At 69.8% G+C, this 22,926-nt stretch carries 24 protein-coding genes; 14 read left to right on the top strand and 10 right to left on the bottom strand.

Annotation, left to right across the window (positions count from 1 at the left end; translation table 11 throughout):
* Positions 1 to 24: 24 nt before the first annotated feature.
* Positions 25 to 363, top strand: coding sequence for a hypothetical protein (locus ABZ532_RS00120; protein ID WP_361277876.1), 339 nt, complete (start codon positions 25 to 27; stop codon positions 361 to 363).
* Between the two features lie 17 nt (positions 364 to 380).
* On the opposite strand, the gene ABZ532_RS00115 is transcribed toward ABZ532_RS00120, so the two are convergent.
* The gene (locus tag ABZ532_RS00115; RefSeq protein WP_361277874.1) at positions 381 to 1,067 is read right to left on the bottom strand and encodes a FadR/GntR family transcriptional regulator; all 687 of its coding nucleotides are present in this window, start codon (positions 1,065 to 1,067) and stop codon (positions 381 to 383) included.
* A 161-nt stretch (positions 1,068 to 1,228) separates the two neighbouring features.
* Here ABZ532_RS00115 and ABZ532_RS00110 point away from each other — a divergent pair, with 161 nt between their 5' ends.
* From ABZ532_RS00110 to ABZ532_RS00095, 4 genes are all read left to right on the top strand, one after another.
* Positions 1,229 to 2,539, top strand: a complete 1,311-nt coding sequence (locus ABZ532_RS00110; protein WP_361277872.1) for an MFS transporter — start codon at positions 1,229 to 1,231, stop codon at positions 2,537 to 2,539.
* A 4-nt stretch (positions 2,540 to 2,543) separates the two neighbouring features.
* On the top strand, positions 2,544 to 2,660 hold the full coding sequence (locus ABZ532_RS00105; protein WP_361277871.1) for an SGM_5486 family transporter-associated protein: 117 nt from the start codon (positions 2,544 to 2,546) through the stop codon (positions 2,658 to 2,660).
* 169 nt (positions 2,661 to 2,829) lie between these two features.
* Complete coding sequence (locus tag ABZ532_RS00100; protein ID WP_361277869.1) at positions 2,830 to 3,033, top strand: hypothetical protein; 204 nt, start codon at positions 2,830 to 2,832, stop codon at positions 3,031 to 3,033.
* 92 nt (positions 3,034 to 3,125) lie between these two features.
* Positions 3,126 to 3,665, top strand: coding sequence for a histidine phosphatase family protein (locus tag ABZ532_RS00095; RefSeq protein ID WP_361277867.1), 540 nt, complete (start codon positions 3,126 to 3,128; stop codon positions 3,663 to 3,665).
* Between the two features lie 290 nt (positions 3,666 to 3,955).
* Here the strand turns inward: ABZ532_RS00095 and serB are convergent, their stop codons facing one another.
* Complete coding sequence (gene serB / locus ABZ532_RS00090; protein ID WP_361277865.1) at positions 3,956 to 5,170, bottom strand: phosphoserine phosphatase SerB; 1,215 nt, start codon at positions 5,168 to 5,170, stop codon at positions 3,956 to 3,958.
* Between the two features lie 165 nt (positions 5,171 to 5,335).
* Positions 5,336 to 7,126, bottom strand: a complete 1,791-nt coding sequence (locus ABZ532_RS00085; RefSeq protein ID WP_361277863.1) for a streptophobe family protein — start codon at positions 7,124 to 7,126, stop codon at positions 5,336 to 5,338.
* A gap of 236 nt (positions 7,127 to 7,362) precedes the next feature.
* Here ABZ532_RS00085 and ABZ532_RS00080 point away from each other — a divergent pair, with 236 nt between their 5' ends.
* Positions 7,363 to 9,963, top strand: coding sequence for an FHA domain-containing protein (locus tag ABZ532_RS00080; RefSeq protein WP_361277861.1), 2,601 nt, complete (start codon positions 7,363 to 7,365; stop codon positions 9,961 to 9,963).
* A gap of 113 nt (positions 9,964 to 10,076) precedes the next feature.
* On the opposite strand, the gene ABZ532_RS00075 is transcribed toward ABZ532_RS00080, so the two are convergent.
* The 3 genes from ABZ532_RS00075 to ABZ532_RS00065 form a co-directional block, all read right to left on the bottom strand.
* Positions 10,077 to 10,808: a lytic transglycosylase gene (locus ABZ532_RS00075; protein WP_361277859.1), complete on the bottom strand. Its 732-nt coding sequence runs from the start codon at positions 10,806 to 10,808 to the stop codon at positions 10,077 to 10,079.
* Positions 10,809 to 11,085: 277 nt separating this feature from the next.
* Positions 11,086 to 12,195: an S-adenosylmethionine:tRNA ribosyltransferase-isomerase gene (locus ABZ532_RS00070; RefSeq protein WP_361277857.1), complete on the bottom strand. Its 1,110-nt coding sequence runs from the start codon at positions 12,193 to 12,195 to the stop codon at positions 11,086 to 11,088.
* Positions 12,196 to 12,209: 14 nt separating this feature from the next.
* Entirely contained in the window at positions 12,210 to 12,938 is a 729-nt protein-coding gene (locus tag ABZ532_RS00065) for an SDR family NAD(P)-dependent oxidoreductase (RefSeq protein WP_361277855.1), read from the bottom strand.
* Positions 12,939 to 13,135: 197 nt separating this feature from the next.
* On the opposite strand from ABZ532_RS00065, the gene ABZ532_RS00060 reads away from it, so the two are divergent.
* The 3 genes from ABZ532_RS00060 to ABZ532_RS00050 all read left to right on the top strand — a co-directional run bounded on the left by ABZ532_RS00060 (position 13,136) and on the right by ABZ532_RS00050 (position 15,346).
* A complete protein-coding gene (locus tag ABZ532_RS00060) occupies positions 13,136 to 14,293 on the top strand; it encodes a GAF domain-containing sensor histidine kinase (RefSeq protein WP_361277853.1) in 1,158 nt (385 codons plus the stop codon).
* Positions 14,286 to 14,930 (top strand): response regulator transcription factor, encoded by a 645-nt coding sequence (locus ABZ532_RS00055; protein WP_361277851.1) that lies wholly within the window; start codon positions 14,286 to 14,288, stop codon positions 14,928 to 14,930. The genes ABZ532_RS00060 and ABZ532_RS00055 overlap by 8 nt, the downstream gene beginning before the upstream one ends.
* A 173-nt stretch (positions 14,931 to 15,103) precedes the next feature.
* Positions 15,104 to 15,346, top strand: coding sequence for a chaplin family protein (locus ABZ532_RS00050; protein WP_361277849.1), 243 nt, complete (start codon positions 15,104 to 15,106; stop codon positions 15,344 to 15,346).
* A gap of 123 nt (positions 15,347 to 15,469) precedes the next feature.
* Here ABZ532_RS00050 and ABZ532_RS00045 read toward each other — a convergent pair whose 3' ends face one another.
* Entirely contained in the window at positions 15,470 to 16,261 is a 792-nt protein-coding gene (locus ABZ532_RS00045) for a hypothetical protein (RefSeq protein WP_361277847.1), read from the bottom strand.
* Positions 16,262 to 16,395: 134 nt separating this feature from the next.
* On the opposite strand from ABZ532_RS00045, the gene ABZ532_RS00040 reads away from it, so the two are divergent.
* The 4 genes from ABZ532_RS00040 (at position 16,396) to ABZ532_RS00025 (ending at position 19,615) form a co-directional block, all read left to right on the top strand.
* Positions 16,396 to 17,190 (top strand): ABC transporter ATP-binding protein, encoded by a 795-nt coding sequence (locus ABZ532_RS00040; RefSeq protein WP_361277845.1) that lies wholly within the window; start codon positions 16,396 to 16,398, stop codon positions 17,188 to 17,190.
* Between the two features lie 71 nt (positions 17,191 to 17,261).
* On the top strand, positions 17,262 to 17,690 hold the full coding sequence (locus ABZ532_RS00035; protein WP_361277843.1) for an NfeD family protein: 429 nt from the start codon (positions 17,262 to 17,264) through the stop codon (positions 17,688 to 17,690).
* Between the two features lie 102 nt (positions 17,691 to 17,792).
* A complete protein-coding gene (locus ABZ532_RS00030; RefSeq protein ID WP_361277841.1) occupies positions 17,793 to 18,758 on the top strand; it encodes an SPFH domain-containing protein in 966 nt (321 codons plus the stop codon).
* An 86-nt stretch (positions 18,759 to 18,844) separates the two neighbouring features.
* Positions 18,845 to 19,615 (top strand): sulfite exporter TauE/SafE family protein, encoded by a 771-nt coding sequence (locus tag ABZ532_RS00025; protein ID WP_361277839.1) that lies wholly within the window; start codon positions 18,845 to 18,847, stop codon positions 19,613 to 19,615.
* 67 nt (positions 19,616 to 19,682) lie between these two features.
* On the opposite strand, the gene ABZ532_RS00020 is transcribed toward ABZ532_RS00025, so the two are convergent.
* The 3 genes from ABZ532_RS00020 to ABZ532_RS00010 all read right to left on the bottom strand — a co-directional run bounded on the left by ABZ532_RS00020 (position 19,683) and on the right by ABZ532_RS00010 (position 21,773).
* Positions 19,683 to 20,213, bottom strand: a complete 531-nt coding sequence (locus tag ABZ532_RS00020; protein ID WP_361277837.1) for an HNH endonuclease — start codon at positions 20,211 to 20,213, stop codon at positions 19,683 to 19,685.
* Positions 20,214 to 20,399: 186 nt separating this feature from the next.
* Positions 20,400 to 20,936, bottom strand: a complete 537-nt coding sequence (locus ABZ532_RS00015) for a YbhB/YbcL family Raf kinase inhibitor-like protein (RefSeq protein ID WP_361277835.1) — start codon at positions 20,934 to 20,936, stop codon at positions 20,400 to 20,402.
* 54 nt (positions 20,937 to 20,990) lie between these two features.
* Positions 20,991 to 21,773: a sporulation protein gene (locus ABZ532_RS00010; RefSeq protein WP_361277833.1), complete on the bottom strand. Its 783-nt coding sequence runs from the start codon at positions 21,771 to 21,773 to the stop codon at positions 20,991 to 20,993.
* A gap of 89 nt (positions 21,774 to 21,862) precedes the next feature.
* Between ABZ532_RS00010 and ABZ532_RS00005 the strand changes: the two genes are divergently transcribed.
* A complete protein-coding gene (locus ABZ532_RS00005; RefSeq protein WP_361277831.1) occupies positions 21,863 to 22,504 on the top strand; it encodes a DNA-3-methyladenine glycosylase in 642 nt (213 codons plus the stop codon).
* Positions 22,505 to 22,926 lie beyond the last annotated feature (422 nt).

The following is a 22,926-nucleotide window of genomic DNA, read 5'->3' as shown; positions in this document are numbered from 1 at the left end:
CCGTACGGCCGAGGAGGTCTGCTTGTGCGTACGTCATGGTGTTCCGTGGCCGTGCTGGGGACGCTGACCAGCCTGATTCTGCCGGCGTCGAGCGCGGCCTCCCTGCCGCACGGGGAGGTGCCTCCGAGGCCCTACGGCGCTGACTGCGACGTGGTGGTCCAGGGTTCGCGCGCCACCGCGTACTGCCGTAACTCCTATCTCGACACCGACCGGGTGCAACTGCACGTCGAGTGCGCGCGGTGGTGGGACGTCGACGCGGACAGCGATCCCGTCGATGTGAACCCCACGGCCTACGCGACCCTCACCGAGCGCTGCTGGATGGAGATAGGCAACGCCTGGGTGAGCCATGTGCGCGTGCCCTGAAGGGTGCCCCGCGGGAGTCAGCTCCCGTCACGCAGACACATGACGGGATAGCTCGCGGCCTCCGAAGCCGCGAGGTCCCCGTCGCCCGCCCGGATCGCCGCCACGAGCCTGGCGTGGTCCATGTGGTCCTCCGGGCGCATCTCCGAGCCCGGTCCCTCGCGCAGCCAGTCGTGCAGCCACTCACGCAGCAGATCGCCGAGGTCCGCGTAGAGGGCGGTCAGCACGTCGTTGTGGGACGCCGCGACCACGGCGAGATGGAAGGTGGCGTCGGCCGTGGCGAACAGCATCGGGTCGCCGGTGCGCCACGCCTCCTCGCGCCGCGCCAGCAGCGCGTCCAGCTGCTTCAGATCCCGCTCGGTCCGGTTCCGGGCCGCCAGCCGGGCCGCCGAGGACTCCAGGGTGCAGCGGACCTCGGCGACATGGCGCGGGTCGGCGCCGGCGAACCTGCGGTGCATCACCCCGGCCAGTTCGCTGGTGGCGATGACGTAGGTGCCGGAGCCCTGGCGGATGTCCAGCAGCCCGTTGTGGGCGAGTGCGCGGACGGCCTCGCGCACGGTGTTGCGGGCGACGCCGAGTTGCTCGACCAGCTCGGGCTCGGTCGGGATCCGTGAGCCCACGGGCCACTCGCCCGAGGTGATCTGGTTCCGCAGCTGGGTGATCACCTGATCCGAGAGAGCGGAACGCCGGGGTGAGGTCAGCGCCATGGTGTCCCTGTGCTCCTTGTTCGCTCTGTCACTGCCGGTGTGCCGACGGACACAGGGCCCGTCGTGTCACATCGTCCACCGTGAGGACCGGCACCGGGAAGTCCGGCCGTACGACCATCACCGTCCTCGGGTAAATCATCCCATGATTCTATGATGGGCTTATGCTGGAAGAACCTCGAACCCCCAACCAGGAGGCTGCCGCACGGACGCACAAGCGCTCCGCTCCTCGCGGTGATCCGGCTCCGGGGTCCGGAGCCCAGGTCTGGCTCCATCGACTCGTACTCATCGCACTGGTCCTCGCCGCGCTGAACCTGCGCCCGGCTATCACCAGCCTCGGCGCGCTCCTCGAAGAGGTGCGAGGCGGCCTGCACATGAGTGGCGCCGTGGCGGGGCTCCTCACCTCCGTACCAGCGCTCTGCTTCGCCGTGTTCGGCCTCACCGCGCCCCGGTTGGCCCGGCGGTTCGGCCCCGTCCCGGTCGTCTGTGCCGGGACGGCGGCCATCGCCGCAGGGCTGCTGATACGCCCCTACTCCCACGGCACCCCGGGATTCCTCGCGGCCACCGCGCTCGCCCTCACGGGCATCGCCGTCAGCAACGTCCTCATGCCGGTGATCGTCAAGCGGTACTTCCCCGACCGCATCGGCGGCGTCACCGGGCTCTACTCGATGGCGCTGTCACTCGGCAGCGCCGTGGCCGCCGCCGCGACCGTGCCCCTCACCGGGGCCCTGGGCGGCGGCTGGCGCACCGGGCTGGCCGTATGGGGCCTGCTCGCCGCCGTCGCCGTGGTGCCCTGGACCGTGCTGCCGCTGCGTGGCCGCGGCCGGGGTACAGCCACCGGGCCACCCGCTCCCCGCGCCGTGCACCGCCCCACCGCCCCGGGCCCGCGGATCACCGGGAGCCGTACCGCCTGGGCGCTCGCCTGCTTCTTCGGGCTCCAGGCCACCGGCGCCTACGTGGCCATGGGCTGGATGCCGCTGATCTTCCGCGACGCGGGCGTGTCGGCGAACACCGCAGGAGCACTGTCCGCCGTGGTCATGGTCATGGGCGTACCGCTGGCCTTCACGATTCCGCGGCTCGCCGCCCGTCTGAGGAACCAGGCGCCCCTCGTCATCGCCCTCGGTCTGTGCGGAGTCGCCGGCTACACAGGCCTGATCACCGCCCCTGCCCAGGGCGCCTGGGGCTGGGCGATGCTGCTCGGGATCGCCAACTGCTCGTTCCCGCTGGCCCTGACGATGATCGGAATGCGTGCCCGTACCGGCTCGGGTGTCGTGCGGCTCTCCGCCTTCGCCCAGAGCACCGGGTACCTGATCTCCATCCCCGGACCGACCCTGGTCGGCGCCCTCTACGAGCAAAGCGGGGGCTGGGCGGTGCCGCTGACCCTGATGGCCGGGCTCATGGTGCCCCAGATGATCGCCGGCTGCCTGGCGGGCCGGGACCGCACGGTGGAGGAGGAGGCGGGGATGCGAGACTGACGGCATGCCTGTGCTCGATCCGAACCCCCCGAACGGCCAGAAGAAGCTGCTGCTCATCTTCGGTGCCATGATCGCCATCACCGTGGTCATCGGTGTCATCGCCTCGATCGCCTCTCCCTGAACCAGCAGCCGGTAGGGCTGTCCCCCCGTCCCCTAGGGGGCCAGTGTCAGGGTGAAGTGGGTGGATCACCGGATGGGATACCGGGCCCGAGATCCGTACGTTGGAAGCAGCTCGGCGATCCAGGCCGTGCTGGCCAAACAGCCCACCAGCGGACCTCACGGAGGCGGTCATGCCGGCCCTCAGTCGCACCCGGACGCATGCCCCTGCGGTGGGCGGTCCCGACGTGCGGCTGCCGTGGTGGGCCCTGGTGCTGCCGGTGATCGCCTTCGCCGTGCTGCTCGTGCTGATGACGGCCTCCGGCGAGGCACACGCCGCGGGCGGCGAGCAGTCGGTCGGCTTCCTGCTGGACCGCATACGGTCCCTGACCGGCTGACGAGCGGCCCGGAGGCGGCTGCGACGCCGCAGGGTGTCCGAGCTCCTCAACACCCTGCGCCCCATGGCTGAATTCATGCGAAGCTGGAGACCATGAGCGCCGCTGAGCTTTCCGGAGACACACCTCCAGCCCGAAGGATCGTCCTGCTCCGCCATGCGAAGGCCGACTGGCCCGAGGTCTCCGATCATGAGAGGCCCCTCGCCGAACGGGGCCGCATGGACGCCCCGATCGCCGGACGCAAGCTCGCCGACACAGGCATCGCCTTCGGCCTGGCCCTCTGCTCGACCGCGGCGAGGACACGCGAGACCTGGAAGCTCGCGGTCCACGAGCTGCCGCACCGCCCCCGCACCGTGTACGAGGAGCGCATGTACGAGGCGTCGCTCGGTGATCTCATCGCACTGCTCAACGAGACCCCGGACGATATCGACGATCTGCTGCTGATCGGTCACAACCCGGGCATGCACGCGCTCGCCGACGCCCTCGCGGGCACGGCCGAGGGCGATGCCCTCGCCAGGATGAACAGGGGCGGCTTCCCCACCGCCGCGTTCGCCGTCATCGGTTTCTCCGGCTCCTGGAAGTCCGTCGAGCACGGCGTGGGCACACTCGTCGACTACTGGGCGCCGCACGACTAGGGCGTGTTGCGAAGGTCCCGCCTGGCACGCGACTCCCCCAGAGCTTCGCCTGGGAGGTGCCCCCAGCGCGCACACTCGCTGCGTTGTCGGACTCATCCGAGTACGTCCAGTACGAGGATGACCCTCCGCCTTGCGATCGCACGCACCGGACGCCGCGAGCCCCGCCCTCCGGGCGGACGGCGCTACTTTCGCAACACGCCCTAGTAGCGCGCAGTCCGCCGAGCACGTCACGGCCCCGGTGTGCGGTGCGCACGCCGGGGCACGCTCATGGGCGCTGCCGATCAGCCCGCCTAGTCCTCGTGCACGTTCGCGGCTTCGACCTCTTCACGTGTGATCCCGAGCAGATACAGCACCGCGTCGAGGAACGGCACGTTCACCGCCGTGTCGGCCGCCTCCCGCACCACCGGCTTGGCGTTGAAGGCCACACCGAGTCCCGCCGCGTTCAGCATGTCCAGGTCGTTCGCACCGTCGCCGATCGCCACCGTCTGCGCCAGCGGCACGCCCGCCTGCGAGGCGAACCGCCGCAGCAGCCGCGCCTTGCCCGCCCGGTCCACGATCTCCCCGGTGACCCGCCCAGTCAGCTTGCCGTCCACGATCTCCAGTGTGTTGGCGGAGGCGAAATCAAGACCCAGCCGGTCCTTGAGGTCATCCGTGACCTGCGTGAACCCGCCGGACACGACGCCGACTTGATAGCCGAGGCGCTTGAGCGTACGGATCAGGGTGCGGGCCCCCGGGGTCAACCGCACCTCCGCCCGCACCTTGTCGACCACCGAGGCGTCAAGACCGGCCAGCAGCGCCACCCGCGCGTGCAGGGACTGCTCGAAGTCCAGCTCACCACGCATCGCGGCGGCGGTGACCTCGGCGACCCGATCCTCGCATCCGGCGTGCGCCGCGAACAGCTCGATGACCTCGTCCTGGATCATGGTGGAGTCCACGTCCATCACCACCAGACGCTGCGCCCTGCGGTGCAGCCCGGCGGACACCACGGCGACATCCACGCCGATCTCGGCCGCCTCCAGGGCCAGCGCGGTGCGCAGCGGCTCGGTCTCGCAGCCGGACACCGCGAACTCCACCGCCGTGACGGGGTACTTCGCCAGTCGGAAGATGCGGTCGATATTGCCCCCGCAGCCGGTGATCCTGGAGGCTATGGCGGCCGCCGACTCCGCCGTCAGCGGATGCCCGAGCACGGTCACATGGGAGCGGCCGCTGCCACGCGGCCGGTTGTCACCGGTACCCGAGATGAGCTCCGCCTGGAGCTTCAGCGACTCGGCCCAGCTGTGCACGGTGGAGCGCAGCGCGCCCTCGGCACCCGTGGACGGCGCCGTGACGAGGACGCACAGCGTGATGCGGCCACGCGTGACGATCTGCTCGATGTCGATCACATCGACCGCGTACGCGGCGAGGGTGTCGAAGAGCCCGGCGGTGATCCCGGGGCGGTCCTTCCCGAAGATCTTGACCAGAAGGGTGCGGACGTCGGGCGTCTGAGGGGGCTGCGATGCGCTCATGGTGCTTCCCACGTTATCGGGCACTCCGTGCCACGCGCCGCCCCGTCCCGCGGAGCGGACGGCCACCACCCCGCCGGGGACCCGGGTCCGCGTCGGAAAGGCGAAGTCCGGGTTTCGGCAGGCCGGCCCAGGGATGTCGGGCGGGGCTCCGGCCCTGTGCCGGAATCAGCGACGCGTCCGGGGCGCCCCGGGCGGGGGCGGCCCATCCGGTGGCTGGTCCGGCCCTCGGTCCTGTGGGCCGTCCGGGTGAGTCCGCCGATACCCGGGCGGTGGGGGAGGCCCTGGCGGAGGGGGCGGAGGCAGGACCGGCCCGGCCACCGTCGGAGCTCCGTGCAGTCCCTGACCCGGGGCTCCTGGCAGCCCCTTTCCCGGGGTCCCGCGCGGCCCCTGACCGGGCCCTCCCCGCCCTTCAGGCAGCCTCAGATACGGGTTCGTATCCGCGTTCGGCGGGCGATACGGCATGGAGGGACGGTAGGGCCCGGCGACCGGTGCCAGAGGCGCGCGCTCCGCCACGGAGAGCGGCGCCGCCCGTGAGCCGGCCGCCCCCGCGGCGCACGCCAGCAGCGCCCCCAGTCCGCCCGCAGCCGCGCCCCACACCGCTCCCAGCGGCACGGCCACGACCGGATCGCCGTGCAGCTCAAGGCCCGCTCCGAACGCGTCGACCCCGAGCACCGACAGTGATGCGTCCGCCGACACCCCCGTCAGCAGTACCAGCAGCGGCAGCGTCAGGGCCGAGACCAGACCCAGCGCGAGCGCGCACCGCCCCGCGAACCCCACCGCCCCCACCTCGTCGGGTCTGGGCGTACGCACCGCCACGAGCACTCCGGCGCACAGCATCAGCACGGCAGCGGCCACCCCCAGCAGCCACACCCGGCCGTCGTACTCCGCGAGCCGCCCCACCGTCACCCGCTCGTCCGCCGACAGTCGGATGAGCTTCTCCATCGGATCCGGTAACGTCTTCGCCAGCTCACCGGTCGCCTTGCCGTGCCAGGGCACCAGCAGCCCCAGTGCCACGCCCGTCCAGGCACCGTTCGGCGCGCCGAGCAGGGCCGCGCCCATGACCGGTCCCGGCCGGTCGTCCGTGAAGGCCGCGTACACCGCCGCGGCCAGCCCCGCCGCCACGGCCGTCAGCAGTACGGTCACCAGCGCGGAGACGGCGGGCCGTATCACCCGGTGCACCACGGCCCAGCTTCCTGGCAGCGGCGTGCGACGCGAGGCGAGGAGAGCGATCAGCAGCACCGCGAGCACCCAGAACAGCGCACCGGCCAGGGAGTCGGCGGTGTTCACGGAGAACCCGACCGAAGCCCGGGCGTCCACCAGGTCCCCGAGCCGGTCCGGCAGCAGCGCCCCGATCCCCCCGGCGCCGTCCCCCTGACCACCGAGTTCTCCCAGGTCCCCGAGGTCCCCAAGACCCGGCACCCCGATGCCGGAACCGCCGTCCGAACCGGATCCCGGCGTTCCATCGATCCCCAGGGCGCCGCCGTCGAAGGTGATCACGTCGTGCCCCACCCAGGCGAGCGCGCCGACCGCACCGAGGAACACCCCCGCCAACACGCCTGCCCGCGCGGCCAGTTCCGTGGCGGAGAGCCAGCCGCCGGCCCCGCGCAGCGACCTCAGGAAGAAGTGAGCCAGCAGCAGAACCCCGACCACCGCCACTCCGAGCGGGACGACATGGACGGCCGTCGACGCCTGCGCACCCTCGAGCCCGAAGAGCGACACATCGCCGTACGGGGTGACCGACCCCCCGACAGCGAGCACCGTGACCGCCGCCGTCATGGCGGCAAGAGAGCCGCTCGCGTCGGCGCCCAGCAGGTGCAGCCCGAGCGCGGCTGTCCCCGCCATCCCGGCCAGCGACCAGCTCACCGCGGCGATCGAAGCCAGGACCACATCCCCCCACGGCACCGGCTGTTCGCGGTCCCCGTCGCCGGTCGACGCCATCAGGACCCCCCGAGCCATCCGAGCTCATACGCATTTATCCCCTTCGTGCATGATCCGTGTGCACTCATGGGCGCTTACCACTCTCCGGGCGCGTTTCTCCGCCGTCAACGGCGCGTTCGGGCACTCGGAAGCACGCCGTCGGGAGGCCCGGCTTTTGGTTACGGCGGCGGGCCTGAAATAGTTCCTCACGATGTTCGCCATCCCTAGACTCCCTGCGACGGGGGTAACTCGGGGGACAACTAGTGGGGCATGGAGTGCCGGAACTCGTACTGGAATTGAACGGAAGGACCTGGAACCTCGATCCGTCCAGGTCGTACACCATCGGACGTGATCCACAGGGCGACGTGGTGGTCGACGACGCCAGAGTGTCGTGGCGGCACGCCACGGTCAGCTGGGGCGGCCGGAGTTGGGTCATCCAGGACCACGGAAGCACCAACGGCACCTATGTGCAGGGCCAGCGGATCCACCAGACGGAGGTCAGCCCCGGCTCCTCGGTACACCTCGGCAACGCCACCGACGGGCCGCGGCTGAATCTGAACGGTGGCGCGGACGACAACTACAACGCCAAGGGTGCCGCCCCGCAGCAGGTACAGCAGTCTCATCAGGCGCAGCAGAACCAGTACGCCCAGCAGGCCGCCGCACCCCAGGCTCCCGCCCAGCCGCAGTGGCAGCAGGCGCCCCAGGGGACGCCGCAGCCGAACTGGCAGCAGGACCAGGCACCGCAGCATGCGCAGGTGCCGCACCAGCAGGCCCCGCAGACCCCGTACCAGCAAGGTCCCGCAGGGGCCTACGGGCAGCAGGCCGGGGGGCAGGCACCGCCGGTCTACGGTGACCGCAGCCCGACCACGTTCCACCAGTTCTCACTCGGCCGCGTCATGCGCATCGGCCGTGCCCTGGAGAACGACCTGGTGGTCTCCGACCTCCAGGTCTCCCGCCACCACGCCGAGTTCCACGCCACGCCGGACGGCCGTTTCGAGATCCGGGACCTCGGCTCCCACAACGGCACCTACGTCAACGGCCAGCCGCTGGCGAAGTCCGGATCCGCGCTCATCGGCCCGAACGACATCGTCGGCGTCGGCCACTCCACCTTCCGGCTCGTCGGCGACCGGCTCGAGGAGTTCGTCGACACCGGTGAGGTCTCCTTCTCCTCACGCCACCTCACGGTCACCGTCGACGGGGGCAAGCAGATCCTCAAGGACGTCTCCTTCGGCGTTCCCGAGAAGTCGCTGGTCGCGGTGATCGGCCCGTCCGGTTCCGGAAAGTCCACCCTGCTCAAGGCGCTCACCGGCTACCGGCCCGCCGACCAGGGCGATGTCCTCTACGACAACCGGAACCTGTACAAGCAGTTCGCCGAGCTGCGCCAGCGCATCGGTCTGGTCCCGCAGGACGACATCCTCCACAAGGAGCTGACCGTCCGCACCGCTCTCAAGTACGCGGCCAAGCTGCGCTTCCCCGCGGACACCAGCGCCGCCGAGCGCGAGGCCCGCATCGACGAGGTCCTGCGCGAGCTCAAGCTGGACATCCACAAGGAGAAGAAGGTCACCTCCCTCTCCGGTGGCCAGCGCAAGCGCGTGTCCGTGGCCCTGGAGCTGCTGACGAAGCCGTCGCTGATATTCCTGGACGAGCCGACCTCGGGCCTCGACCCGGGCATGGACCGCGATGTGATGCAGCTGCTGCGCGGTCTCGCCGACGACGGCCGCACCGTCCTCGTCGTCACCCACTCCGTGGCCGAGCTGGCCCTGTGCGACAAGCTGCTGGTGATGGCGCCCGGTGGCTCGGTGGCGTACTTCGGCCCGCCCGAGGAGGCACTGAACTTCTTCGGCTACGACACCTGGGCCGATGTCTTCTCCGCCTTCGAGAACTACCGCGACTACGACTGGGCGGGCCGCTGGAAGGGCTCGCAGCACTACCAGATGTACGCCGCGGACATCGACGCCGTCGCCCCGCAGTCGGTGAACATGCCGTCGCCGCAGGCGATCAGGCCGCCGAAGCCGCAGGGCTGGTTCTCCCAGCTCGGTACGCTGATCCGGCGCTATGTCTCCGTGATCGTCTCCGACCGCGGCTTCCTCGCCCTGATGGTGCTCCTGCCTGCCGTGCTCGGCGCGGTGAGCCTGCTCATCGACGCGGACAAGGGACTGCTGCCCAACGGTGTGAACCCGCAGAGCGGCAGGATCATCCCGAACGGCACGGCCACGACCGTGCTGCTGATACTCGCGGTCGGCGCCTGCTTCGCCGGTGCCGCCAACTCGGTGCGTGAGCTGATCAAGGAACGGGTGATCTACGAGCGCGAGCGTGCGACCGGTCTGTCACGCTCCGCGTATCTGATGTCCAAGGTGATCGTGCTCGGCATGATCACGGTGTTCCAGGGCGCACTGGTCGGTGTCATCGGCTTCTCCAGCCGGGAGATCCCCGAGGAGGGCCTGGTACTCGGCTCGGCCACACTCCTGGAGCTCTCGCTGCCGATCATGGCGCTCGGCTTCACCTCGATGATGTTCGGCCTGATCATCTCGGCGCTGGTGAAGACCGCCGAGAAGACCATGCCGCTCCTGGTGATGTTCGCGATCATCCAGGTCGTGTTCACGGGCTGTCTGTTCATCCTCAACGGCACGGTCGGCGTGAACGAGTTCTCCTACCTGATGCCGTCCCGCTGGGCGGTCGCCGCGGCCGGCGCCACGCTGGACTTCAACCGGATCAGCCCCAACCAGGACGACCCCGGCAACACCGACCCCCTCTGGGACCACGAGGTCGGCGCCTGGGGCCTGGACATGGCGGCGCTGCTGGCGCTCGGCGCGCTGTGCGGGTTCTTCGTGGCCCGCTTCCTGCGCCGCCACGAGCCGGAGGTCATGCGGAAGTAGTGGTGTGCATCCGCCGGACGGAGAGTCCGACGGAGCACGCCGGGAGGCCGGCACCCGCGTGGGGTGCCGGCCTCCCGGCGTGTGGGATCGGCCGTGCGGCGCGTCCGTCAGCGTCAGTAGGCGCTGTTCACGTTGTCCATCGAGCCGTAGCGGTCGGCCGCGTAGTTGCAGGACGCGACGATGTTGGCGACCGGGTCGTACTGGTCACGGGCGGTGCCGGCGACGTGGTACGTGTCGAAGGTGGGCTTGATGATCTGGAGCAGACCCTTCGAAGGGATGCCGTTCTGGGCGTTGATGTCCCAGTTGTTGATGGCACGCGGGTTACCGGAGGACTCACGCATGATGTTGCGGTGGATGCCCTCGTAGGTGCCCGGGATGTTGTGCTTCTTCATGATGTCCAGGGACTCGCGGATCCAGCCGTCCAGGTTGTTCGGGTAGACCGCCTTGCGGGTGGCGGCGCGGTTGGCGGCAGCCTGCACGGCGGCGCGCTTCTTCGCGGCGGCCTTGGCGGCGGCGGCCTTCGCCTTGGCGGCGGCCTGGGCCTCGGCCTTGGCCTTCAGCGCCGCGGCGGTGGCCTTCGCCTTCGCCTGGGCCTGGGCCTGGGCGTCGAGGAAGGACGACTGGTTGGCGATGCTCGCCTGAAGGGCCGCGGCCTTCGCCGTGTCGACGCTGGTGGACCAGGCGACATTGGCGGTGGACACAGCCTGCGTCTCGGTTTCGGCGGAGGCGCTGCCCGGGACGAGCGAGAACGCGAGGGCCGAGACGCCAACGGCGGCCACACCGGCGATCGAGATCTTGTGAGTCTTGGACATACGAGCGGAACCGGAAGTGCGGGACGCGAACATGCGAGACGTACCTCTTCGAATAGCGGGAGTCGCGAAAGGCCGGGCGGCTCAGCGCCTTCTCGGCGGCGACGAACGCAATTCTTAGCGGCAGCAAAATCCGCTGGCAAAGGTGTGACGTACGATCCCGGGTAGTGGAGCAGGCCCCCATAAGTCAGGACAAGTCCCCCAAAAAGTCCAGTTCAGATGTTCTTTATGTATCCACTAGTGCGCTTCGTAAGTGACCTGCGCCCTATGTGCGGGCTCACACCGGGCCCCGCTCCACCTCACGCCGAGTTGCTCAAGCAACCCGATCTGTCACGAGGTCATCCGGCAGGATGAGATGCACGTCCCCGAACTCATGCCAGAGGTAGCGGTGCTCCAGCGCCCGGGTATAACCGCAGGCCAGCGCCTCCTCCCCGGCGATGGCCGCCAGCATCAGCAGATGTGAGGCCTCGGGCTCGTGCAGTCCCGTCAGCAGACCGTCCACCGCCCGCACCCCCCGCCCGGGAGTGACCACCAGATCCGTCCAGTCGCTCGCCGCCCGCACCACGCCGTCCGGCCCCGACGCCGACTCCAGCGCCCGTACGGCGGTCGTCCCCACCGCGATGACCCTGCCGCCCCCCGCCCGTGCCGCGTTCACCAGCCACGCCGTCGCCTCGGACACCTCGAAGCGTTCCGGGTAAGGAGGCTCGTGCGCCTCCGCCGACGCCACACCCGTGTGCAGGGTGAGCGGAGCGAACTGCACCCCCCGCCGCACCAGCTCCGCCACCAGGGGTTCCGTGAAGGGGCGGGCCGCGCTCGGCATCTCCGCCGAGCCCGAGCCGTCGGGGGTGGGCAGCGCGAACACCGTCTGGTACGCGGACAGCGGCTGGTCCCGCTCCGTGTACCGGTATCGGATGGGCCTGCCGTACCGCCTCATCAGCCCCGCCACGTCCACCGAGGCCGTGGCCCACCACAGCCGCCCGCCCGCTGCGCCCCCGTGCTCCAGCGGCTCCTCCAGGACGAGCTTGCCGCCCCCGGGCAGCCGGATCCGTGCTCCCGCAGGTCCCCCGGCCCGCTGCCGCGTGCTCCCCGCGCGGTCCGGGGCGCGCAGCTCCACCACCCAGCGCTCACCCTCCTGACCGCGGCCGGGAGGCAGGTCACCGCGCGTCGAGAAGTGCACGACCAGGCGTTCCGCACCGAGCCGCCCGTCCACGGCGGCCGGCAATGTGGGCGACGTGTTCACCACGAGGACATCACCGGCCCGCAGCTGCCCGGGCAGCTCACGGAACGCATGGTGCGACACCGCGGTGCCGCGCGACACCAGCAGCCGTACGTCGTCCCGGCCGCTGCCGCGATCCTCCGCGGGCACACGCGCCAGCAGCTCGTCCGGCACCCTCAGGCTCTCCAGGACACCCACCGGGCTCATCCGGTCCACCCCGCTCACCGGGCCGCCAGCAGCGCGGCCGCCTCGTACCGGCCGCTGGCCGGACGCTCGTCCAGCAGCCTCAGGAACGCCGGGACCACCGACTCCGGCTCGGGCCGCGCCCCGGCGTCTCCGTCCCCGGGCACGGCGGCCTCATACAGATCCGTGCGCATGTCGCCCGGGTCCACCGCCCAGACCCTCAGCCCGGGCTCCTCGACCGCCAGCACCCGGGTGAGCAGGTCGAGCGCCGCCTTCGACGACCCGTATCCGCCCCAGGTGGCGTACGCCTCCCGCGCCGCGTCCGAGCTCACCGCGATCACCGCACCCGCCGTATCCGGCTCCGTGCCCCCCGCCGTACTGGTGCGCAGCGACGGCAGTGCCTCCTGCACCAGCCCGAGCGCCGCCACCACATTGGTTTCCAGCGCCTCACGCAGCCCGTCCAGCGTCAGCTCCGCCAGCGGCACCAGTGGCTCGGCACCCAGCGCGCTGGCATTGCTGACCAGCAGATCGAGCGAGCCCAGCTCCTTTGCCGCCGCGACCAGGTCACGGCGGTGCCCGGCCCGGGTGACATCCCCGGGCAGTGCCACCACCCGGGTCCCGAAGCGGCGCCTCACCTGCTCAGCCGTCTCCGTCAGCACGGATTCGGTGCGCGCGTCCAGCACCAGGTCCCAGCCACGCTGGGCGAGTGACCCGGCCAGCGCCCGTCCCAGCCCCTTGGAAGCACCCGTGATGATCGCTACCGGCATGATGTCCGTCCCCTCTGTTCGGTTTGCCCTCGGGCCACCTCAGGCCCTGAGACCCTCAGAGTGGCTCCGCACCCCGGCCGTCCACCTCGTCCCCGAGGCCCTGCCGTGCAGGGCACTTCGACCTACGACCGACGGCCCAGGCTGCGACCGTCCACAGGCCGATACGCACGGTCACGGCATGCCGGTACCGTGATCCCATGAGCCACAGACCGCGCTCCGGCCTCGCCGCGGTGAGCACCGCCCTCCTCGAGATGAGCAGGCACCTCGAGGTGCGCGACGTCCTCAAGACGATCGTCGCCTCGGCACGCGAGCTGCTGGACGCGGAGTACGCGGCGCTGGGCGTGCCGGACGACCACGGCGGCTTCGCACAGTTCGTCGTCGACGGCGTCAGCGACGAGCAGTGGAGGGCGATCGGACCGCTGCCGCGCCAGCACGGAATCCTCGCCGCGATGCTCAGGGACGCGAAGACCGAGCGGCTCGCGGACGTACGCGAGGACCCCCGCTTCGAGGGCTGGCCGTCCGCACACCCCGACATGTCCGATTTCCTGGGCCTGCCCATCAAGGACGGCGGCGAGACGATCGGCGCGCTCTTCCTCGCCAACAAGCGGTGCCCCAAGCCCCGCGGCGACCGCGGGGGGACCTGCGGTTTCACCGAGGAGGACGAGGAGCTGCTCTCGATCCTCGCCCAGCACGCCGCGATTGCCCTCGTCAACGCCCGGCTCTATGAGCGCAGCCGTGAGCTCACGATCGCCGAGGAGCGCTCCCGCCTGGCCCATGAGCTGCATGACGCGGTCAGCCAGAAGCTGTTCTCGCTGCGGCTGACCGCCCAGGCCGCGGCCGCGCTGGTGGACCGTGATCCCGTGCGGGCCAAGGGAGAACTCCAGCAGGTCGCCCTGCTCGCCGCCGAAGCCACCGACGAACTGCGGGCGGCGGTCGTCGAGCTGCGCCCCGCGGCCCTCGACGAGGACGGGCTCGTCAACACCCTCCGTACGCAGATCCAGGTGCTCGACCGCGCCCACACCGCCCGCGTCACCTTCGACGCCGTGGGAGTGCGCGCCCTGCCCGCGGCCCAGGAGGAAGCCCTCCTACGGGTCGCCCAGGAAGCCCTGCACAACGCGCTCCGGCACTCGGGCGCGGGGTTGGTCGCGGTCAGTCTGGGCCGCAGAGGACAGGGCGCGGTCCTCAGCGTCAGGGACGACGGCAAGGGCTTCGAACCAGCTTCGGTGCGCAGGGCGGGGCGGCACCTCGGCCTGGTCTCGATGCGTGACCGGGCCGGTGGAGTCGGCGGCACACTCACGGTGGAATCGGCGCCCGGTGAGGGCACCACGATCGAGATGGAGGTCCCCGGTGGGTGACAAGGGAATCCGCGTGCTGCTCGTGGACGATCACCAGGTCGTCCGGCGGGGCTTGCGCACCTTCCTCGAAGTGCAGGACGACATCGAAGTGGTGGGGGAGGCCGCCGATGGAGCCGAGGGTGTGGCGCAAGCCGAGGAGCTCGGTCCTGATGTCGTGCTCATGGACGTGAAGATGCCCGGTATGGACGGGATCGAGGCCCTGCGCCGGCTGCGAGCCCTCGACAACCCGGCGAAGGTGCTGGTGGTCACGAGCTTCACGGAACGTCGCACCGTCGTCCCTGCGCTCCGCGCGGGCGCCTCCGGGTATGTGTACAAGGACGTGGATCCGGACGCCCTCGCCGGCGCGATCCGCTCCGTGCACGCGGGCCATGTGCTGCTCCAGTCCGAGGTGGCCGACGCGCTGCTCTCGGAGGACGAGCCCGGCACCGGGCAGGGGAGGGGCACCTCGCTCACCGAGCGCGAGCGCGAGGTGCTGGGGCTGATCGCCGACGGCCGCTCCAACCGCGAGATAGCCCGCGCTCTGGTCCTCTCCGAGAAGACGGTGAAGACCCATGTGTCGAACATTCTGATGAAGCTGGATCTGGCGGACCGTACGCAGGCGGCGCTCTGGGCCGTTCGCCATGGCCTCAGCGGCTGATCAGAACGTTTCAGCAGGTCGGTGGAGCCTGCCCCCAGGACGGTTGCCCGCCGGTCTGAGATTCATACCGTCGTGTGTATGTCGCCCACATGGCGTATCCGGATGGGTCTGACGGGCGTTCTCCAGTACGTGCTGCGGTGACCACCGCAGTCCGTGACCAGGAGGAAGCTGAAGTGAAGAACCTCAAGAAGGCCGTCGCCGTCACCATGGTCGCCGGTGGGCTGCTCGCAGCCGGCGCCGGTGCCGCGTCCGCGACCAGCGCGCACGCGGACGGCAGCGCCGTCAACTCCCCGGGCGTCGGCTCCGGCAACCTGGTCCAGGTCCCGGTCCACGTCCCGGTCAACGTCGTCGGCAACACCGTCAACGTCATCGGTGCGCTCAACCCGGCCTTCGGCAACATGGGTGTCAACGGCTGACCAACCGCCGCAAGTCCGGTGTGTCACTCGGGGCCCTCCCCGCGAGAGCAGGGGGAGGGCCCGCTGTGACTGGTCGCGCAGTCCCCGCGGCCCTTCGGGTCGCCCGCCGACATGGCCCTACGGCTACTCGCGGCGCTCCTGCTCCTCCACGTACGCGTTGTACGCGGCCACCTGGGCACGCCGCGCCACCCGCTCCACCGGCCGCAGTGCCGCACCCCGTGCCGCCATCTCCGACGCGCTCACAGCGCCGCCGTGCCCGTTCTCGTACGCGAGCGACACCAGCAGCCCGACCCGCTGTGCCAGCTCGAGCACCCGCACCGCACGCGGCGGATACCCCGGCGCCAGCACATCCCGCCCCGCGCCCGCCTCGGCCCGTGCCCGGTACGCGTCGAGCGCCGCTTCGGCCGCCGGACCTGACCCCGCCACATCGAGCCGCGACAGCACCGCCGTGGCGTCCCGCATCGCCTCCGCCAGCTCACGCTCGGCCTCCCCGAGCGAGGGCACATCCGCAGGCGGGGCATCCCGCACCTCGAGGCAGTGCCAGACCACCCGCACATGCACATCCCCGGCGGGCCCCACCTCGTGCACGTCCGGAACGAGCCCGTACGCCGCCCCGTGGCCGACGACCGCCTCCTCCGCATCGAGGGCCCGTGCGTTGAACACCGGCGGGCCGCTGAGCCCGAGCGGATGTCCGGGCGCGGGCAGCGCGACCCGGAAACCCGTCACACCGAGCCCCCGCAGCCGCCCCAGTGCGAGACTGAGCCCGACCGGCCCCGGCTCGTCCGGTAGCCCCTCCACACGATGCACCGCGTCCTCCCCGACGATCGCGAGCACCGCGTCATCGGGTGATACAAAACCGGCCAACAGGGCATTTCCCCATGCGGCCAGCCGTCCTGAGCGTGGTTCCGAAAGCATGGACCCAGCCTAGGTACCGGACCGGGCCATCGGGGCACCCGGCTGGTGGCGTAGGTTTTCCCCTGGGAGCCACGCCCGCAGGCACACCGGACTCCCGGGACCTCTCGACGATTGCATGGGGAGACAACGCGCTCATGAGCGATGTACTGGAGCTGGTGGACGTATCCGTGGTCCGCGACGGACGCGCTCTGGTGGACGACGTCTCCTGGTCGGTCAAGGAAGGCGAGCGCTGGGTGATCCTCGGCCCCAACGGCGCCGGCAAGACGACCCTGCTCAACATCGCCTCCAGCTACCTCTTCCCCACCACCGGCACCACCACCATCCTCGGTGACGAGCTCGGCAAGATCGACGTATTCGAACTCCGCCCGCGTATCGGCATGGCAGGCATCGCCATGGCCGAAAAGCTTCCCAAGCGCCAGACCGTCCTCCAGACCGTGCTCACCGCCGCCTACGGCATGACCGCCACCTGGCACGAGGACTACGACGCCGTCGACGAGCAGCGCGCCCGCGCCTTCCTCGACCGCCTCGGCATGTCGGAGTACCTGGACCGCAGGTTCGGCACCCTCTCAGAGGGCGAGCGCAAGCGCACCCTCATCGCCCGCGCCCTGATGACCGACCCCGAGCTGCTGCTGCTCGACGAGCCCGCCGCGGGACTCGACCTCGGCGGCCGTGAGGACCTGGTGCGCCGGCTCGGCCGCCTCGCCCGCGACCCCCTGGCACCGTCCATGATCATGGTGACCCATCACGTCGAGGAGATCGCCCCCGGGTTCACCCACGTCATGATGATCCGTCAGGGCAAGGTGGTCGCCGCCGGTCCCGTGGAGACCGAGCTGACCTCCCGCAACCTCTCCCGCTGCTTCGGCCTGCCCCTCATCGTGGAGCGCAACGGCGAGCGCTGGAGCGCCCAGGGCCTCCCGCTCGGCCAGTGAAACCAGTTGGGCCCCGGCAGCCCGGCCCGCGCGCTCTGTCTTAGCGGCGGCCACGGACCTACCATGCCTGTGTGGACATCGACGCATGGGTGTGGTGGCTGATCGCAGCGGTGGGGCTCGGCATCCCGCTGGTGCTCACCGCCATGCCCGAATTCGGCATGCTCTCCGCCGGCGCCGTCGCGGGAGCCGTCACCGCGGCCCTCGGCTTCGGCGTGGTCGCTCAAGTGATCGTGTTCGCCGCGGTGTCGGTCGCGCTCATCGCGGTCGTACGCCCCATCGCGGCCCGCCACGGCTCGCAGCGGCCTCAACTGGCCACTGGCATCGACGCGTTGAGAGGCCGTCAAGCAGTCGTTCTGGAAAGGGTCGACGGCGGCGGCGGCCGCATCAAGCTCGGGGGAGAGGTCTGGTCGGCACGCTCCCTGGACACGGAGCGCGCCTTCGAACCGGGCGAGCAGGTCGACGTGGTCGAGATCGACGGTGCCACCGCCGTGGTCATCTGACCACGCGTCATCATCATGTGACGGAACGGGTCCCATCACCGCCCGCGGTCTGGGAAACTCGATCATCAGAATCATCCGGCAGCGAAGGGCACGGGGAGCACGATGCCATCGATCATCATCGTCCTGGTCATTCTGGTGGTGCTTGTCTTCATCGCCCTGATCAAGACGATCCAGGTCATCCCGCAGGCCAGTGCCGCCATCGTCGAACGTTTCGGCCGCTACACCCGCACCCTCAACGCGGGCCTGAACATCGTCGTGCCGTTCATCGACTCGATCCGCAACCGGATCGACCTCCGTGAACAGGTCGTCCCCTTCCCGCCTCAGCCGGTGATCACCCAGGACAACCTCGTCGTCAACATCGACACCGTCATCTACTACCAGGTGACTGACGCCAGGGCCGCGACCTACGAAGTCGCCAGCTACATCCAGGCGATCGAGCAGCTCACCGTCACCACACTGCGCAACATCATCGGCGGCATGGACCTCGAGAGGACCCTGACCTCGCGCGAGGAGATCAACGCGGCTCTGCGCGGGGTCCTCGACGAGGCCACCGGCAAGTGGGGCATCCGCGTCAACCGCGTCGAGCTCAAGGCCATCGAACCCCCGACCTCCATCCAGGACTCGATGGAGAAGCAGATGCGCGCCGACCGGGACAAGCGCGCGGCGATCCTCACCGCGGAAGGCATCCGCCAGTCGCAGATCCTCACCGCCGAGGGTGAGAAGCAGTCCGCGATCCTGCGCGCCGAAGGCGAGGCCAAGGCCGCCGCCCTGCGCGCCGAGGGCGAGGCACAGGCGATCCGCACCGTCTTCGAGTCCATCCACGCGGGAGACCCCGACCAGAAGCTGCTCTCTTACCAGTACCTCCAGATGCTGCCGAAGATCGCCGAGGGCGACGCCAACAAGCTCTGGATCGTGCCCAGCGAGATCGGCGACGCACTCAAGGGCCTCTCCGGTGCGATCGGCAGCTTCGGCGGCTCGTTCTCCGGCAACAGCAACCACGGCGGCGGCAGCGGCAACATCCCGCCGCAGAGCGGCACCGAGCGACGCGAGCAGCCGCCGATCGATTGACACATACACGCGGTCGGGCATGATCGGTTCGGCCCCTCGACCTTCACGGCGGGGAGGCGACACACTGATCATGTGAGGAGATGGCTTTGTCCATCTGGGAAGCACTCGCGGTCTTCGCGGCCGGTACGGCGGCAGGCACCATCAACACGATCGTCGGCTCGGGAACGCTCATCACGTTCCCGGTCCTGCTGGCCACCGGACTGCCCCCGGTCACCGCGACCGTCTCGAACGCAATCGGACTCATACCAGGATCGATCAGCGGAGCCATCGGCTACCGCGAGGAACTCACCGGACAGCGCCGCCGAGTGCTCCGTCTCGGACTCGCCTCACTCATCGGCGGGCTCGGCGGAGCGATGCTCCTGCTCCTGTTGCCGTCCACCGCCTTCGAGACGATTGTCCCCGTCCTCGTCGCGCTCGCCCTCGTCCTGGTGATCCTCCAGCCCCGGATCTCCGCAGCCGTCCAGCGCCGCCGGGAACGGGTCGCCACCGCGCAACCGCACCCCGACGGAGGCCCGCTCCTCCTCATCGCCCTGATGCTGGCCAGCGTCTACGGCGGCTACTTCACCGCGGCCCAGGGGATCATCTACCTGTCCCTGATGGGCATCCTGCTCGATGAAACCCTCCAGCGCCTCAACGCCGTCAAGAACGTCCTCGCCGCGATCGTCAACAGCGTCGCCGCCCTCTTCTTCGTGTTCGCCGCGGACATCGACTGGACGGCCGCCCTGCTGATCGCGGTCGGCTCCACCATCGGCGGTCAGATCGGCGCCACCGTCGGCCGGAGGCTGTCGCCCGTGGCGCTTCGCACCGTGATCGTCATCGTCGGTACGACCGCCATCGTTCTGCTACTGCTGCGCTGACGGCACACGAGAGCCCGCCTCCTTCCGGAGGCGGGCTCTCGTGGCACCACAGCCCCTACGCCAATGCTCAGGCCGCGGTCCGGGAGGGTGGCTGCGACGCGTTCCGCGCCAGCCACTCCGGCAGCTCCGCGCGCTCACCCGCCCGCAGCGTCAGCAGCATCGCGTCCGCCGGCGTCGGCTCGAAGGGCTCGTGCAGCAGCGGCATACCGGCCTGCTCGGGAGTACGGTCCGCCTTGCGGTGGTTGTCCTCGGCACAGGACGCCACCGTGTTCAGCCAGCTGTCCACCCCACCCTGCGCCCGCGGCACCACATGGTCCACGGTCGTCGCCCGCTTGCCGCAGTACGCGCACCGGTTCTGGTCCCTGACCAGCACACCCCTCCGCGACCACGGCGCCTGTCTTCGGAACGGCACCCGTACGTATCTGCACAGCCGGATCACCCGGGGCACCGGCAGCTCCACCGCTGCGGCGCGTACACGGAGCGCGGGGTGGGCCTGCTCGACGACGGCCTTGTCCTGCAGCACCAGCACCACCGCACGGTTGAGCGTCACCGTCGACAGCGGCTCGAAGCTCGCATTCAGTACCAGCGTGTCCCGCATTGTGCCCCGCCTCCCATGTGCCGGCCCGGCCCTTGTGGCGAGCTCTGGGCTGGGATCAACTCTGGCCGGGCACGCCGCGATGGACAACGCAATATCCGCGCACAACGAAAGATGCCCGCTCCTGATCTCTTCCAAGACCAGGAGCGGGCAAACAACAGGCGAAGCCTGAGCAGCAGCTCGGGCTGCTCACAAGCCCTTGTCCTCGTACTCCCCGATGAGCTGGGCGCGCGCCAGCGCGTGGAACCGCAGATTGAAGCCCACGACCGCCGGCGACACCTCGTCGCCCGGGCCGAGCTTCTCCTGGTCCACGGCGTACACCGTGAACACATAGCGGTGCGGCCCGTCCCCGGGCGGCGGAGCGGCCCCGCCGAAGTCCTTCGACCCGTAGTCGTTGCGGACATGGACCGCGCCGTCGGGCAGGCCTTCGAACTTCCCGCCGCCCGCACCGGCGGGCAGCTCCGTCACCGATGCCGGGATGTCGAACAGGACCCAGTGCCAGAACCCGCTGCCCGTCGGTGCGTCCGGATCGAAGCACGTCACCGCGAAGCTCTTCGTCTCCGCGGGGAAGCCCTCCCACCGCAGCCCCGGCGAGGTGTTGCCACCAGAGTGGACCTGGGCGTCCTTCAGGAAGCCTCCGGGCTCGACATCGGGACTCGTCACGGTGAACGACGGCACCGGCGGATGGAAGTCATGAGGCAGTGGAGCCCTCTTCGCCTCGGTCACGTCTGAACCTCCGAATAGGCGTTCCTGCGCGTTTCCGCGCTTACGGACCCGAGCCTAGAACCAGTTGCGGCGACCGCCGACATCAGCGAGCCACTGGTTCAGGTAGGCGGAGTAATCCGTCCCCTGGAAGTTGTGCAGGTCTACCTGGAACGAGCGGAAGGAGTCGCTGCCCTCACTGAAGAGCCCCGGCTTCTTGTCCATCTCCAGCACCACATCCATCTCGCGGCCGTCGGCGATGAACGTCAGCTCGACCTGGTTCAGCCCCCGGTACTGCTGCGGCGGGAAGAACTCGATCTCCTGGTAGAACGGCAGCCGCTGGCGCGTCCCACGGATGTGGCCCCGCTCCATGTCCGCGCTCTTGAAGCGGAAGCCGAGCTGGATGAACGCGTCGAGGATCGCCTGCTGGGCCGGCAGCGGGTGGACATGGATCGGGTCCAGGTCACCGGAGTCCACGGCACGCGCGATCTCCAGTTCCGTGGTCACACCGATGTTCATCCCGCGCAGCTGCTGCCCCGCGATCGTGGTGACCGGCGTCTCCCAGGGGATCTCGAGCCCGAACGGCACCACGTGCATCGCGCCGGCCTTGAGCTCGAAGGCACCGCCGAGCCGCTGCTTGGAGAACTCGATGTCCTGCTTGAGCTCCTGGTCACCGCCCTCGACCTCGACGCGCGCCTGGAGACCGACGGACAGCCCCTCGATCTGCTGGTCGACGGAACCACCCTGGATCCGCACCTCGCCCTGCACGACACCACCGGGGACGACGTTCGCCTCCGTCAGCTCGGTCTCCACTGACGCCCCACCGGCGCCCAGACTCGCGAGCAGCCTCTTGAAGCCCATGCTCCTACCTCCCTTGGTCCTGACCTCTACTTACGCGCGACGACCGTAGCCGGTTCCCGGGACGTTGCGGACGGGTACCCTCGGACGCCATGCCCGAGAGCTCCGACCGTACGCCGCTGCCCCGACGCTTCTTCGACCGCCCGGTGCTCGATGTGGCCCCCGATCTCCTGGGCCGCACGCTGGTACGACAGACGGACGACGGCCCGATCGAGCTCCGGTTGACGGAGGTGGAGGCCTACGCCGGCGAGGCCGACCCGGGCTCGCACGCCTACCGGGGCCGCACGGCCCGGAACGCAGTGATGTTCGGTCCGCCCGGACACGCGTACGTGTACTTCACCTACGGCATGTGGCACTGCCTCAACCTGGTGTGCGGTCCCGAAGGCACCGCGAGTGGAGTCCTGCTGCGTGCGGGCGAGATCCATGTGGGCAACGAACTGGCCCGCAAACGTCGAATCTCAGCCCGCAATGACAAGGAACTGGCCAAAGGACCGGCTCGGCTGGCCACAGCCCTCGGCATCGACCGGGCCCTCGACGGCACCGACGTCTGCCGCGGACCAGGCGCGCCACTCAGCATCCTCACCGGGCGGCCCGTCAGTTCTGACCAGGTACGCAACGGTCCGCGTACGGGAGTGGGCGGCGAAGGCGGCACTCATCCATGGCGCTACTGGATCGACGGCGATCCCACCGTGAGCCCCTACCGGCCTCATGCGCCACGCCGTAGGTCAACTTGACTCCGTGTTTCGAGACGCCTAACGTAGCCCGAGCCGCCTGAACGGGGACTGCTGTTCTACAGCCCCCGAAGCGGCCATCCACTACCTACGACAACCCGGACCCGGGTGTGATTTCGGCATGCCGAAATTCAATCCGAATAGCTCGATTATGAGCTACCAGGGAAATCGGCTAACGTAGTGAACACGCCGAAAGGCAAAGGCCCTCCAACGGCCACTGGAAACAGAATCCGAACCGGGAACGGAACGGAAAATGAATCTGGTAGGGTTGGAAACACGAAGGGAAGCGCCCGGAGGAAAGCCCGAGAGGGTGAGTACAAAGGAAGCGTCCGTTCCTTGAGAACTCAACAGCGTGCCAAAAATCAACGCCAGATTAGTTGATACCCCGTCCATCCGGTTTCGGATGGTCGAGGTTCCTTTGAAGA

The sequence above is a fragment of the Streptomyces sp. NPDC019396 genome, from assembly GCF_040632375.1.
In the GTDB taxonomy this organism is placed as follows: Bacteria; Actinomycetota; Actinomycetes; order Streptomycetales; family Streptomycetaceae; genus Streptomyces.
This window is presented reverse-complemented; position numbering and strand designations above follow the sequence as displayed.